13 protein-coding genes and 1 other RNA gene are annotated in these 14,254 nt (G+C 33.8%); 8 read left to right on the forward strand and 6 right to left on the reverse strand.

Features of this window, described 5'->3' with window-relative positions:
• Positions 1-337 precede the first annotated feature (337 nt).
• The 5 genes from ssrA to ABUA27_RS09485 form a co-directional block, all read right to left on the reverse strand.
• Positions 338-690, reverse strand: a transfer-messenger RNA (tmRNA) gene (gene ssrA / locus ABUA27_RS09465).
• 1 nt (position 691) lies between these two features.
• Entirely contained in the window at positions 692-1,138 is a 447-nt protein-coding gene (smpB, locus tag ABUA27_RS09470; RefSeq protein ID WP_349820614.1) for an SsrA-binding protein SmpB, read from the reverse strand.
• A 5-nt stretch (positions 1,139-1,143) separates the two neighbouring features.
• On the reverse strand, positions 1,144-3,273 hold the full coding sequence (gene rnr, locus ABUA27_RS09475) for a ribonuclease R (RefSeq protein WP_349820615.1): 2,130 nt from the start codon (positions 3,271-3,273) through the stop codon (positions 1,144-1,146).
• A gap of 51 nt (positions 3,274-3,324) precedes the next feature.
• Positions 3,325-3,546 carry a preprotein translocase subunit SecG gene (gene secG, locus ABUA27_RS09480; RefSeq protein WP_006504859.1) on the reverse strand — a complete coding sequence of 74 codons (222 nt, stop codon included), beginning with the start codon at positions 3,544-3,546 and terminating at the stop codon, positions 3,325-3,327.
• Positions 3,547-3,627: 81 nt separating this feature from the next.
• Positions 3,628-5,337 (reverse strand): MraY family glycosyltransferase, encoded by a 1,710-nt coding sequence (locus tag ABUA27_RS09485; RefSeq protein ID WP_287845315.1) that lies wholly within the window; start codon positions 5,335-5,337, stop codon positions 3,628-3,630.
• A gap of 189 nt (positions 5,338-5,526) precedes the next feature.
• Between ABUA27_RS09485 and ABUA27_RS09490 the strand changes: the two genes are divergently transcribed.
• Complete coding sequence (locus ABUA27_RS09490) at positions 5,527-6,618, forward strand: DUF871 domain-containing protein (protein WP_006504857.1); 1,092 nt, start codon at positions 5,527-5,529, stop codon at positions 6,616-6,618.
• Between the two features lie 144 nt (positions 6,619-6,762).
• Positions 6,763-8,244 carry a glycoside hydrolase family 1 protein gene (locus ABUA27_RS09495; RefSeq protein WP_288834331.1) on the forward strand — a complete coding sequence of 494 codons (1,482 nt, stop codon included), beginning with the start codon at positions 6,763-6,765 and terminating at the stop codon, positions 8,242-8,244.
• 30 nt (positions 8,245-8,274) lie between these two features.
• Here the strand turns inward: ABUA27_RS09495 and ABUA27_RS09500 are convergent, their stop codons facing one another.
• Positions 8,275-8,601 carry a hypothetical protein gene (locus ABUA27_RS09500; protein ID WP_349820616.1) on the reverse strand — a complete coding sequence of 109 codons (327 nt, stop codon included), beginning with the start codon at positions 8,599-8,601 and terminating at the stop codon, positions 8,275-8,277.
• Positions 8,602-8,617: 16 nt separating this feature from the next.
• Here ABUA27_RS09500 and ABUA27_RS09505 point away from each other — a divergent pair, with 16 nt between their 5' ends.
• The 6 genes from ABUA27_RS09505 to ABUA27_RS09530 all read left to right on the forward strand — a co-directional run bounded on the left by ABUA27_RS09505 (position 8,618) and on the right by ABUA27_RS09530 (position 13,504).
• Complete coding sequence (locus tag ABUA27_RS09505) at positions 8,618-9,610, forward strand: 2,5-dihydroxypyridine 5,6-dioxygenase NicX family protein (RefSeq protein WP_129981610.1); 993 nt, start codon at positions 8,618-8,620, stop codon at positions 9,608-9,610.
• A 146-nt stretch (positions 9,611-9,756) separates the two neighbouring features.
• Complete coding sequence (locus ABUA27_RS09510) at positions 9,757-10,458, forward strand: DUF969 domain-containing protein (protein WP_129981609.1); 702 nt, start codon at positions 9,757-9,759, stop codon at positions 10,456-10,458.
• A 2-nt stretch (positions 10,459-10,460) separates the two neighbouring features.
• A complete protein-coding gene (locus ABUA27_RS09515; protein WP_129981608.1) occupies positions 10,461-11,399 on the forward strand; it encodes a DUF979 domain-containing protein in 939 nt (312 codons plus the stop codon).
• 12 nt (positions 11,400-11,411) lie between these two features.
• On the forward strand, positions 11,412-12,056 hold the full coding sequence (gene pcp / locus ABUA27_RS09520; protein WP_129981607.1) for a pyroglutamyl-peptidase I: 645 nt from the start codon (positions 11,412-11,414) through the stop codon (positions 12,054-12,056).
• Positions 12,057-12,342: 286 nt separating this feature from the next.
• Positions 12,343-12,708 carry a helix-turn-helix domain-containing protein gene (locus tag ABUA27_RS09525; protein WP_349820617.1) on the forward strand — a complete coding sequence of 122 codons (366 nt, stop codon included), beginning with the start codon at positions 12,343-12,345 and terminating at the stop codon, positions 12,706-12,708.
• A 49-nt stretch (positions 12,709-12,757) separates the two neighbouring features.
• The gene (locus ABUA27_RS09530) at positions 12,758-13,504 is read left to right on the forward strand and encodes a hypothetical protein (protein ID WP_288834326.1); all 747 of its coding nucleotides are present in this window, start codon (positions 12,758-12,760) and stop codon (positions 13,502-13,504) included.
• Positions 13,505-14,254: the final 750 nt, after the last annotated feature.

Below are 14,254 nucleotides of genomic sequence, written 5' to 3' on the forward strand. Positions count from 1 at the left end.
AAGACTATCATGGATAAAATCAAGAAATACCTACAGAGATCATTTCCTATCAGTCATAGACAAATAGTCTATATCCTAAATATTTCTGCTCCACACTTCTCTTAAATCGTTACCTGTAGATTATGGGTATTCAAATTATCTAATAATTTCCATCAAACATAAATAATCTGCAATCTTTACTTTCATTACATCCATTTTACCTCATCTTTAAAGTAAAAAATAGCGATTTCTAGGTAGTGATACCCACATAAATCGCTATTTTTTGATTCTTTAAAATATCTTAAAAAATGTTGATTTCATCAGTTTTTTTGATGACATCCATTTTAACTCTTAAATTTGGTGGAGGCGGGGGGAATCGAACCCCCGTCCAAAAGCCGTTCCATATCAGGTGTCTACAGTTTATCTTATTGAATCAATTTAAGTATGTTACGATCAATAAGCAATCTTTCGCATACCGATTTCTGATTGATTTTCATGAATATAGTCAGAACATCCTATATCCCTTATCTTACAGGTTATGTTACAGACTCTAAAGGTGTAAGCGCAGATAGGTCTGCATTCGCAAGTCTATGTCGACTATTAAGCGAAAGCGTAATTTGTTCTGTTTCCAGATATTTGTTTGTGCATGTAACGTTTGCCAACGACTGCTGCCTGATTCAAACTGACCCCTGTCGAATCCAAGACGCCCCCATTAATAAGCGCGTTTGAGAGCTTTCTCAATATCGCGCTTAGCATCTTTTTCTTTTAAATCATTACGCTTGTCATAAAGCTTCTTACCTTTTGCAAGAGCAATTTCTAACTTTGCTTTTGAGGTATTGAAGTAAAGCTTTGTAGGAATGATTGTTAAACCATCCTCACGAACCTTCTTCTCTAGTTTACTAATTTCTTTCTTATGAAGCAATAGTTTTCTAATACGTTTAGGTTCATGATTAAAGATATTTCCATTTTCATAAGGGGCAATATACATATTCTCAATAAAAGCTTCATGGTCTTTAATTCTTACAAAACAGTCCTTAAGGTTGGCACTGCCTTTGCGAATAGACTTGATTTCAGTACCTTTTAGTTCAATACCTGCTTCAAAAGTTTCTAGGATAAAATAATCATGATATGCTTTTTTGTTATTTGAGATGATTTTCATATATATTACCTTCTTGTACGGAATTTTCTTTTCTTCTTTCTATGACTTCCAGCTTTTACAAGCTCGAAGTCAATTGTCTTTTCTAGCTTATTTGCTTCAATTACTCTGACTTTTACTGGATCACTCATCTTGAACATACGTCCTGTATGTTCACCGATAAGAATAAGATTCTTTTCATCATAAACATAATAATCATCTGTTAAGGAAGTCATATGAACAAGACCTTCGATGGTATTAGGAAGTGATACAAAGAATCCAAAACTTGTAATAGAAGAAATATAACCATCAAATACCTCACCAACATGATGAGACATAAATTCAGCTTTCTTCATATCTTCTACTTCACGTTCAATATCAATCGCAATTCTTTCACGATTAGAAGACTGTTCAGCAAGTACTGGAATCATTTCTTCAAACTCATTCATTCTAGAATAATCATTCTTAAATAAGTAAGTTCTAATCAAACGATGTACCAATAAGTCTGGATAACGTCTAATAGGTGATGTGAAGTGTGTATAGAATTCATCCGCAAGACCGAAGTGTCCAAGACATTGAGCATCATAACGTGCTTTCTGCATTGATCTTAATAATAATGTAGAAATAATATCATGCTCAGGTGTTCCCTTAGATTCTTCAATCATACGTGCTAATTCATGAGGGTTGATCTTTTCAAGAGACCCATGAATAGTATAACCCAAAGGCTTCGCAATGGAAACAAATTGTTGTAACTTCTCTTTCTTAGGATACTCATGTATACGATAGATAAAAGGTACATCCATCCATTTAAAGTGTTCAGCCACTGTTTCATTAGCACATAACATGAATTCTTCAATAATATGATCACTCTCACCACGATTTCTTAAGACAACATCTACAGCACGTCCTTTATCATCTACAAGAACCTTTGCTTCATCTACATCAAAGTCAATCGCACCACGACGATCTCTCTTCTTTCTTAAGATAGCAGCTAATTCTTTCATATTAAAGAATAATTCAACAGAATCACTGTATTTCTTCTTTAATCCTTTATGACCTGCAAGAATTGCATTCACATTATTGTATGTCATACGATGAGAACTTCTAATAACAGTAGGGTAGATATTATGATCTACAACCTGTCCCTTATCATTGATCTCCATAATACAGCTAATTGCATAACGGTCCACACCTTCATTAAGTGAACAGATCCCATTAGATAACTTATGAGGCAGCATAGGAATCACTCTATCTACAAGATAAATAGAAGTTCCTCTTCTAATCGCTTCCTTATTTAATTCAGTTCCTTCATTCACATAGAATGAAACATCCGCAATATGAACACCTAACTGATAATTCCCATTATCTAATTTCTTTAAAGAAATCGCATCATCCAAGTCCTTGGCATCATCACCATCAATAGTCACAATCTGCCAATCTCTAATATCTAAACGATTAGGAATATCACTTGGATCAATAGACTGAGGAATAGACTCAATCTCATCATAGACTGCTTGTGGGAAATCAATATCTACATCATACTTATTCACAACAGATAAGATATCAACACCAGGATCATTCTTATGACCAATAATCTTAACAATATCACCCTTTAAATAAGGCTTGTACTTCTTAATCTCTACAACAACCTTATGTCCAGGCATAGCACCATGTGCATGGGCTTCATCTACATAAATCCAATCAGTAAACTTAGGATCATCAGGCATGATGATGAGTTCTCTTCTACCTTTTCTGACTAATCCAACAAGTCGAGTCATACCACGTTTAATGATCTTTACAACACGTCCTTCAGGTTTTCCTCTATAGATAGTTGTTTCAATCATAACCTCATCCTGATCAAAAGCACCATTGAGGTTCTTACTATTAATATAGTATTCAGTTTCTTCATCAACCTTTACAAAACCAAATCCCTTTTTATTTAAACTCAAAACACCTTTTAAATAATGGAAATCATCTATTAAATGATAGTTATTATGATTATCTCTAATCACTTCACCATCTTCTTCTAATTTATTCATAAGCTTTACAAATGCGATATATTCTTCAGTAGAATCATAATGTAGTGCACTTGCTAGAGCATCTATTCTTCTATCTTTTAAGTCTTTATTCTTTAATAATTCTAAAACATCTTCTTTCATATATTCACCTCCAACAAAAGAAAAGAGGCACTCATAAGTGCCCCTTTATTATTATCCTGCCATTTTAATAAGAATTGCGATAACAAAGAATGCAATACCTAGTCCCACAGTAATACGTGTAAGAACTAAATCCACACCTCTTTCTTTTTGCTGTGCAAAAAGATTAGAGCTCTGGCCAGTTAATGCATTAACAATACCATCAGTTTTTCCCGTTTGTAAAAGACACACAATAATTAGGGCTATAGAAACAATGATCAAAAGTACTTCTAACATTTTTCCTGCCTCCTTCTCTTTTAGACTTTTTCTACATTAGCGAATAAATAATATCATAAAAATATATTGATTACAACACCTTTATTCGTTCGCACCATCGTTGAAGTCAAGGGATACAATACTAAAACGGTTATTCTTTTCTATAAGTGTTACTTTAATATTAATTGTTTGATAGTTGTAGTAGAAATTCTTTTTATTAAATGTAATTTCTAACCCAACATCCGTATATTCATAATCCTCTAAACCACTTAATGTGACATCGGATGCTCTTGTATAGTTCACTTCATATGTTGTGACTTCATCAAGATTTGTTTTATTCGCAATCATATCATTCACATTTGCATAATAGCTAGACTTTGCAAACTCTTCAAAGTTATCTAAACGATCACTATAGAAATATTGCGCACCACCAATCTCATCTTTCTTCTTATTAGAGATAGTAAAGAAATCAATCGCAAATAATGCAGCAACATTCTGACATGTATTTCTCTTAGTATGAGATGCATTAATATCTTCATGTACTGATTTCATTAAAGAAGTAGGATGATTTGGCATCTCATAAGTAATGACTGGAGTATTTACTACTGGCTTCTTATCATTATGATTATGATAAACAAGGACGCCACTTACTGTGATCACAGCACATAAGAACCCAATAAGAATATATTTCACATGATGTCTTTTTGCTATCATTAAATATGTCTTAGATTCTTTGATCTTTGGTAAATCATCTCTTTTTAAGAATATATTGAGAATAGTAAGAATTGGTTTATATTTACGTGAAATCATATTGGTATATTCCACGAATATCTCAAATACAAGGAGTAATAATGCGAATAATAGAATAGATGCAGTCACACTATATATATGGATAAATGAGCAGATAGAGAATAATGCAGTCGCAATATATAGAATAAGCACACTCTTAGTCTGACCTAGTTCTAGTGAGAACATCAATTTATGATGTAAATGTCCTTTATCTGCTTCATCAAAGCGTTGATGATGAACCTTACGTCTAATAATCGCAATGAGTGTATCCATGATAGGTACTGCGAGTACGACAATAGGAGCCCCTAAAGTAAAGAATGTAGAGGTCTTAAATCCAAAACCTAATAAAGAAATCACAGATAACATGAAGCCAATAAATAAAGCCCCACAGTCACCCATAAATATTTTTGCAGGATGGAAGTTAAATACTAAGAATCCTCCAATGGATCCTGCAAGTAAGAGTGTTAATGAAGTGATATCTGTACGTCCATAATGTATAGAAATGAGTCCTGTAGTAATCAATACAATCATGGATATTCCACCACATAAACCATCTAACCCATCAATGAGGTTTACTGCATTGGTAATACCTACAATCCATCCTAGAGTGATTATTAAGGCAATAGAATAAGAAAGAATAGTAGGAATATAAGGAATAGTAAATCCCTTTAAAGATATACCACCATAAAATATGACTATAAGTGCTGCAGCGACCTGTCCAAGAACCTTCATCTTTGGAGGAAGGTCATGAATATCATCATATAAGCCGAATAAGAAAACAATCAAACCACCTATTAATATAGAGTTGATCTGATTATCTGTTTTAAGGAATACCATTGCCCCTATAAGGAATGCCACATAGATGGCATATCCACCCGTACGAGGAATAATACCGTGATGTACAGTTCTATTATTAGTATGAGCTATTATACCCATTTCTTTTGTGATTTTACCGATAAAAGGGGTTAGGATGACAGATATAATGAATGTCACACAGAACGCTAATATATTATTGAGTGTCATAGAAGCCCTCCTTATTATGCTCATTATATATCAAATAGAAAGCATGTGCAAAATAATGAAATCTAACGCAACCTAAATCAACTATTGTATAATATAGATAGAGCGTATTTATACCATGTAAAATACATGTTGTTTTTGTTGGTATAAATGATATAATGTTATCGGAAAATAAAAATAGGAGGATTTATTATGCATCGCTTAGGAATTTCAGTTTATCCTGAAAAATCAACTCAGAAAGAAGTTTATGATTACTTAGAACTTGCTGCTAAGTATGGCTTCTCAAGAATCTTTACTTGTTTATTATCAGTGAATGATCCAAAAGAAAAGATCATGAAGGACTTTGGAGAATTCATGGATAAGGCACATTCTTTAGGTTATGTTGTTGCAGTAGATACTAACCCAGAAGTATTTAAACATTTAGGAGCTACTTATAGTGATTTAAAACCATTCCATGATATGGGTGTAGATATCATCCGTTTAGATGGTTCATTTGGTACTACAGGAGATATCCAGGTTACTAGAAATCCTTATAATATTCAGATTGAATTCAACGGTTCTATGGACCAGGGTGTTGAATTATTATTAGAACAGGGTGGAAACAAGGATCAGGTTATTATCTGTCATAACTTCTTCCCAGAAAGATATTCTGGTTTAGACTGGAACTATTTCGTTAACTTCAATGCTTATTGGAAATCATTAAATCTTCATACAGCTGCATTCGTATCAAGCAATCAGCCACATACACATGGTCCTTGGAATGTATTCTGTGGATTACCAACAGTAGAAATCTTAAGAGGTCTTCCAATTGATTTACAGGCTCGTTTAATGCTTGCAACTGGAGATGTTGATGATATTATCATTGGTAATGCTTATGCTTCAGAAGAAGAATTAAAAGCTTTATCAGAAGTTGATTACCAGAACATCTGCTTCAAGATTGATGAAGTAGAAGGTTTATCAGATGTTGAAAAGGAAATCATTTATGATTACTATCCACACTGGGACCGTTATGATCATTCTTCATTCTTCTTACGTTCATCTGGAAGCAGAGTAAAGTATAAGAATGAAAGTATCCCACATCGTGAAACAGAACAGAAGATGTTCCATCGTGGTGATGTATTAATCGTTAATGATAATTTAGCTCACTATCGTGGTGAATTAGAAATCGCATTAAGAGATATTCCAAATGATGGTGAAAGAAACCTTTGTGGTCATGTAAAAGAAGAAGAAATGATGTTCTTAGACATGATTGAACCAGGTCACTATTTCAAGATTATTAAATAATAGTTGAGGCTATATGCATGATGCATATAGCCTTTTAACGCGAGATTCACATATTTTCATATTTAGAAATATTTTTCATAAATAGGAAGAACAACATATTTTTTCTTATTTTGGATTAGAATAGAATCATAGGAGGGAAAGAATATGAGTTTTCCAAAGAATTTTTTATGGGGTGGCGCTGTTGCTGCCAATCAATGTGAAGGTGCCTGGCTAGAAGATGGTAAGGAACCTAATGTCACTGATGTGATGGTTGGTATTGGTTCTAAGGATCCTGGTATTAAATGGAATGAAGAAACAAAGAAATATGAAATGTGCTTAGATCCTAATAAAGCATACTTAAGTCACGAAGCCATTGATTTCTATCATAGATATAAAGAAGACTTAAAGTTAATGTCTGGTATGGGCTTTAACTGCTTTAGAACATCTATTGCCTGGGGTAGAATCTTCCCTAACGGGGATGAAGAAACACCTAATGAAAAAGGTTTAGCTTTCTATGATGATATGATTGAAACAATGTTGGAACTGGGTATGGAACCAGTGATCACATTAAGTCATTATGAAACACCTCTACATCTTATTACTGAATATGGAGGATGGAGTAATCGTAAACTCATTGACTTCTGGAAACGTTATGTCACTACAGTATTTAAGAGATATAAGGGTAAAGTAAAATACTGGCTTACTTTTAATGAAGTCAATAATATGATGATTAACCCACTAGTTGCTGGTGGAGTATTGACTATTGATAATCCAAATGATCCAAGTGATCCTATTGGTTCAACAACTGAAAAAGATAAGTGGCTTGCTTACTATAATATCTGTGTAGCCAATGCTTGGACAGTTAAACTATGCCGTGAAATTGATAAAGATGCACAAGTAGGATGTATGTTAACATGTTCATCTGTTGCGACATATCCATATGACTGCAATCCTGATAATGTCTTTGGGGCATATAATACAGTAAGATTAAATAACTTCTATTTTGGTGATGTCTTCTGTTTAGGAGAAATTCCTGGTTATGTAAAACGTGTATGGAGAGAACATGACTGTGCACCTGAAATGAGAGATGATGAATTACAGTTAATAAAAGAAAATACAGTCGCATTCTTCTCATTTAGTTATTATCGTTCTAGTACATATGATCAGTCTGTTGATATGGATGGTAATACAGGTGGATTAAAAGGACGTGCTAATCCATTTGTAAAGGAATGTTCACCAGAACCTTGGTGCTGGCCAGTTGATCCAAAAGGTATCCGTTATGTTATGAATATCTTATATGATCGTTATCATTTACCACTCTTTATTGTAGAAAATGGTATTGGATTAGATGAAAATCTAGATGAAACAGGACATATTCATGATGAATATAGAATGTACTATATTAAGGAACATTTAAAGTATGTTCATGAAGCCATTCTAGATGGTGTTGAATGCATGGGTTATTTATATTGGGGACCTATTGATGTTGTTTCTGCAGGTACTGGAGAAATGAAGAAGCGTTATGGTTTTGTCTATGTTGATCGTTTTAATGATGGACATGGAACACTTGAAAGAAAACTAAAAGATTCTTATGAAGAATATAAAGAAATCATTGAAACAAATGGAGACTCTATTCTTCATTCTTAAGAATAGTATTATTGAACTGGCGGAATTTTGTTAATTGCGCCAGTTTTTCTTATAAGATTTTTCTCTTGTAGATACATAGAGTGATGCATTCACAAGATGAGATAAATCATTCTCTACAATATTTGTGAGGGCAATCATAGGGACACCATTATTATTGAGTACTTCTGGTAATAGGTGTCCATCTGTATAGATTCTTGCATCTACACCAAGTTTTCTAAACTTACTGAATAACCTAGCTTCTTTGCGATACGTACAAGAGTAGAAGGAGTAGTATCTGTTTGAACTGCAATACAAGTTGTTGAGTAGTTTTATATCATATGTATCGCAAGAAATGTTGATTTTATATATAATAACCATTGGAGGTTGATTTTACATGAATATAAATGAAGGAGCAAGAATAGTTGTAGAAGACTGGCTCCATCTTACAAAAGATAATTTAGTATATTTTGTGACAGATGAAACAAAACTTAAAGAAGCAGATGCCTTCTCAAAAGCATGTGATCATATAGGTGCTAGATGTAAGGTTGTCCAGTTAAAATCACATGAAATACAAAATGGTAAAAGTATAGATGATTTAAAATGGGAAATGGCTAAAGCAGATGCGATAGTAGGTGCAACGAATTATTCATTTATTACAACAGATGCTGTGAACTATGCACTTTCACGTGGCGCACAGTTCTTATCCATGCCAATGTCTACAAATAATGGTGAATCATTATTTGAACAGGAATTCTTAAAAATGGATCCTGATGAAGCCACAATGTTAGGTATGCCAATGTTCTGGGAATTACGTGATGCAAAAACAATACATGTCACGACTAAACGTGGTACAGACCTCACCTTTGATATTACAGATCGATTTCCAGGTATCTTCCATGGTTCATTATGGGAAGTAGGAAAATGTTCTTCTTCAAGCTTTGAAATCTATATACCACCAGTAGAATATCATACAAATGGGACACTTATATTAGATGGATCAATGGGATACATAGGAATAGTGGATAAACCTGTAGAAATAAAAATAGAGAATGGTTATATCACTTATATCGAAGATACGGAAGATGGACGTAAACTGAAAGAATACTTAGAATCATTTGATGATTTAGAAATGTATTGTGCCGCAGAATTTGGAATAGGTTTAAATACAATATCTAAGTGTCGTGGAGCCAGCTATATTGAAGATGAGTCTGCTTTTGGCACATTCCATATTGGTTTTGGTAGAAATCTTGCCTTAGGAGGCAGTCATAATGCGCGTGGACATTTTGATTTAGTGACACATAATCCAACTATTATTGTAGATGATAAAGTTATCATGAAAGATGGACATGCCAAGGCAATTCAGCCGATTGAATGGGGAGTATTATAGTGCTCCTCTTTTTGTTTGTTCAAATATCGTAAAATGTAAGGGTGTTCAATTTGTATTTTAATGAAACATTATCTCTATCAATTTGCATATAGCGACATTTATTGGTATAATTATTTTGAAATTTTACGAAGGAAGAGGAAAAACATATGAATGATGCTATTAAACTTATTGGTATCGTAATTGTCGTTATTGGGTTTGTAATGAAATTCGATACTCTTGCAACAGTTGTTGTTGCTGGTTTAGTAACAGGTTTAATCAGTGGTATGTCTATCATGGACATTTTAAATACACTAGGTACAGCCTTTTTAACTAACCGTACAGCAACTTTATTTATTTTAACTTTACCAGTTGTAGGTCTATGTGAACGTATGGGCTTACGTGATAAAGCGGTAGACTTGATTAAGGGTATTAAGAATGCTACTACAGGTCGCTTGTTAGTGATCTGGGAAGGCGTTCGTACTGTTGCGTCTGCATTCTCATTAAGAATTGGTGGTCATCCACAGTTCATCCGTCCATTAATCAATCCAATGGCTCAGGCTGCTGCGATTGCGAAATATGGTGATATTGATGAAGATACAGAAGATGAGATCAAAGGTATGGCTGCAGCTACTGAAAACTATGGTAACTTCTTTGCTCAGAACTGTTTCATGGGTGCTTCAGGAACATTACTTATTGTTGCAACTTTAAACGAATTATTTAAGTCACATGGTATTGACCAGGTTGTTACTGCTAACCAGATCGCATTATGGTCTATTCCAATTGCAGTTATTTCTGTTTTTGTTGGTGGAGCTTATGCTTTATGGTTCGATAAGAAACTTAATAAGAAATATGGAAAAGGAGGCAAATAACAATGTTACAAATTGAATGGAATACAGCCACTATTATTGCAGAAGTATTCTACTGCGTCATTGGTGCAATCTTTGCTGCAACAGGGTTTAATGCCTTAACTAACAAAGACTGTGAAAAGCCAGTAACTACTGCCATTTTCTGGTTCTTAATTGCTGTTACATTTATGGTTGGACCATATATTCCAACTTGGATTACTGGTTTAATCGTTGTTCTTCTTGCTGTATTATCTGGTTTAGGTTTAGTAAAACCAGCTGCAAGACATATCCCAACTGCTAAGGAAACTCGTGATAATGCAGACAAATATGGATATAAATCATTTATCCCACCAGTATGCTTAGCTCTTGTTGCCGTATTAGTTGCAACTTTCTTACCAAATCTTGGTGCAAACAATGCGATTGGTATTAGTGCTGCTGCTGCATTAATCGTTGCATATATTATCTTTAAACCAAAACTATCTACACCTTTCAAAGATGGTGTTAGATTAAATGATAATGTTGGTTCTACAGGTATCTTACCTCAGGTATTATCTGCATTAGGTTCATTATTTACTGCAGCTGGTGTAGGTGCTGTTATCGCTGCTGGTGTAGGTGCACTTATCCCTGAAGGAAATCACTTAATTGCAGTTATCTTCTATTGTGTAGGTATGGCATTATTTACAATGATCATGGGTAATGGTTTCGCTGCTTTCGCTGTTATTACAGTAGGTATCGGTTATCCATTCTTAATTGCACAGGGTGCAAATGCTATTGTTGTTGGTGCTTTAGGTTTAACTGCAGGTTACTGTGGTACATTAATGACTCCTATGGCTGCAAACTTCAATATCATGCCTGCTGCATTGCTGGAAACTAAGAATAAATACAGAATTATTATGACTCAGGGTCCAGTTGCATTAATTATGTTAGTAATTCATATTATCTTAATGTATGTTTTAGCATTCTAAGGAGGCTTTCAAATGAAATTATTATTAACAGGTTTCGACCCATTTGGTGGCGAACCAATCAATCCTGCCTGGGAAGCTGTTAAAAGAGTTTCTGATCAGGTAGGAGATGTAGAAGTTGTAAAACTTATGGTTCCTACAGTATTCTACAAATCTATCGATACAGTAGCTGCTGCAATTGAAAAAGAAAAACCAGATGCTGTATTATGTATTGGACAGGCTGGGGGACGTTTTGATTTAAACCCAGAACGTGTTGCAATCAATATCAATGATGCACGTATTCCTGATAATGAAGGAAATCAGCCTTTAGATGGTCCAGTATTCGCAGATGGAGAAACAGCTTATTTCGCTACATTACCAATTAAGGCAATGGCTGAAGAAATTCGTAAAGCAGGTGTTCCTGCAAGTGTTTCTAATACTGCTGGTACTTATGTATGTAACCATTTAATGTATGGTGTACTTTATACACTTGCAAATAAATATCCAGATGTTCGTGGTGGATTCATGCATGTTCCATTCATCACTAGCCAGGTTATTAACCGTAAGCCAATTGCTCCATCATTAAGTCTTGAACAGATTGTAACTGGTATTGAAGCAGCTGTTAAAGCTATTGGTGAAAACCAGGAAGATATCAAGACTGTTGAAGGTCAGACTCACTAAACTCTGTATTTAATACAGAGTTTTTTTCTTGCCCTTAAACCCTACAATCAATGATTGATTAATAAGGAGATGGGATAAGTATTTGTTAATAGTGCCTGGCACTACTGTTTTCACCATGGCGAAATCTATGTATTTGAAAGGTGCCGAAGATTGAGTGAAAATGTTGCTTTGTTGCAAAAATAAACCTACTGATACGATAAAATTACGCTATGTTAATATGTGTTGCTTGTGCAACGCAACTATTTAAGGTATATATAAAGCAAACAAATGAAGGAGGAGCCATAAAATGTTAAGCAAGAATTTGAAAATATTTAGAAAACGAAAAGGCTTAACGCAAGAAAACGTTGCAGAAACTTTGAACGTTGTGCGACAAACTATTTCGAAGTGGGAAAAGGGAATATCAGTTCCAGATGCCGACATGTTAATAAAATTGGCAGAAATATTAGATGTGTCTGTGAGCGAACTAATAGGATCAGATGTTGCCGATGGGAAAAATGAAGATATGATGGCAGTTGAACTGGCGAGAGTGGTAGAACAGTTGGCAAGTAGAAATCGTCGTTCAAAAAAGGTTTTAAAATGCGTTTTGATTTTTCTTGTCATATTGTTGCTTTTTTTAGTTTTCTTATTTGTAATTAATTTTTCTGCTGTGTAGTATTTTAAGTTAGGAGGTTCTTATAAAAAGAATAGTAGCATTAATTTTAATGATGGCTTTAAGTCTATCGTGTATCGTGAATGTATTTGCAAGTGAAAATAATCTCACTACATTGAATTTGGATGAAGAAATTCAGATTGACAATTCAAATTACGAGGAATATGAAAAATTTGGCGAAGTTCTTGCAAATTCGCTGAAATCTGCAGAATACGATGGAATAATAAAGAGATATTGTGAGTCAAATACAAATCCGGTTTTTGAAGATGTTCTTGAAGTACTTACAGATAATAAAGACAATAACACTGTATACTTAAAATCATCAGAGAAATTCAATGACAGATATGAATTGGTTTATGATATAGGGGATAATCAACAACTTGTAATCACACCTTCTAGTATTATAGTGGACACTTTAACTGTAAGTGATGATGGTTTATCAAGAGCTACAACAAAATCGAAGACAGGTACATCATCAAAAACATATTATAGTGTAATAGGAAATAAAATCTTTTCACTGACTGTTGAATGCAAATTTTATTATAATGGTTCAAAGGCATGGTATAAAAGTGGATTTGACTATTATTATACAAAAGGGGCGATAACACTTTGGCAGGTTTCAAATTGGAAAGGCTGGAAAGAGAAATCAGGAACATCGTATAAAGCATATTGTTCTGGTAATTTCCATTGGGGAGTTGAATACGATGGAAATGGTTTAGTAATTCAAGATATTTATTGTAAAAACACTGTGACCTGCAGTAAAAGCGGAACAATTACTAAATCAGCAACTTATAAATAAAAATATTTTTAATTACCCATAATCAACAGGTAAATCCAATTATTGAAATCATTTTTTATATAAATGCCAACAAAATTGAAAGTGTCATTTCATATTTTGATAATTGCCTGTGGAATATGGGTATTCAAAAAAATATTTAATATTGCTAGTTTGATTGGAGCTGTCTGAAGGATGGCTCTTTTCATTTTGAGAGAAGGTGAATCTTGAGAGAAGGTAAATCAATGGTGGCTACAAGATTGATTGCCGTACATAGGTATTTGTAAATAGCTCGAGATTTTGTAAGAATTTGCATTGAACCATGTGCAAGAGGATATTTTGGTGCTAGGAAATACAGATTCAGAAAAAAAGGGCATGCCGATAAATAAAAACATATGCTGTTTATCTGTCAAAAATGACAATCTTCAGTGGTAGAGCCACCTTTTTGTGTTTGACTATAATTGATAAAATATAAATTTCATTTTAAATGTAAGCCTTTACATATATACTGTGACATAGTATACTGAAATAAAGTTAATCGATTATTATAAACTATAAAGAAAGGAAAAAAGAATTTGAATACCCACAAACCACAGGTTAGTGAAAATTAAATTTCATAAACACCGATTAAACGGCGTTCATGAAGCCGAACTGGACACATGAATTTCCCATCTGTTCTACAATTAGATTAGAAATCAGATGGAGGTATAATCATATGTCAAACAAAGTATTAAAGCCTAAGAAAGCTTCTCTTTATCAGTTCACTCAGAAATA

The sequence above is a fragment of the Catenibacterium sp. RTP21428st1_D7_RTP21428_210409 genome (assembly GCF_040227455.1).
Classification (GTDB): domain Bacteria; phylum Bacillota_I; class Bacilli_A; order Erysipelotrichales; family Coprobacillaceae; genus Catenibacterium; species Catenibacterium mitsuoka_A.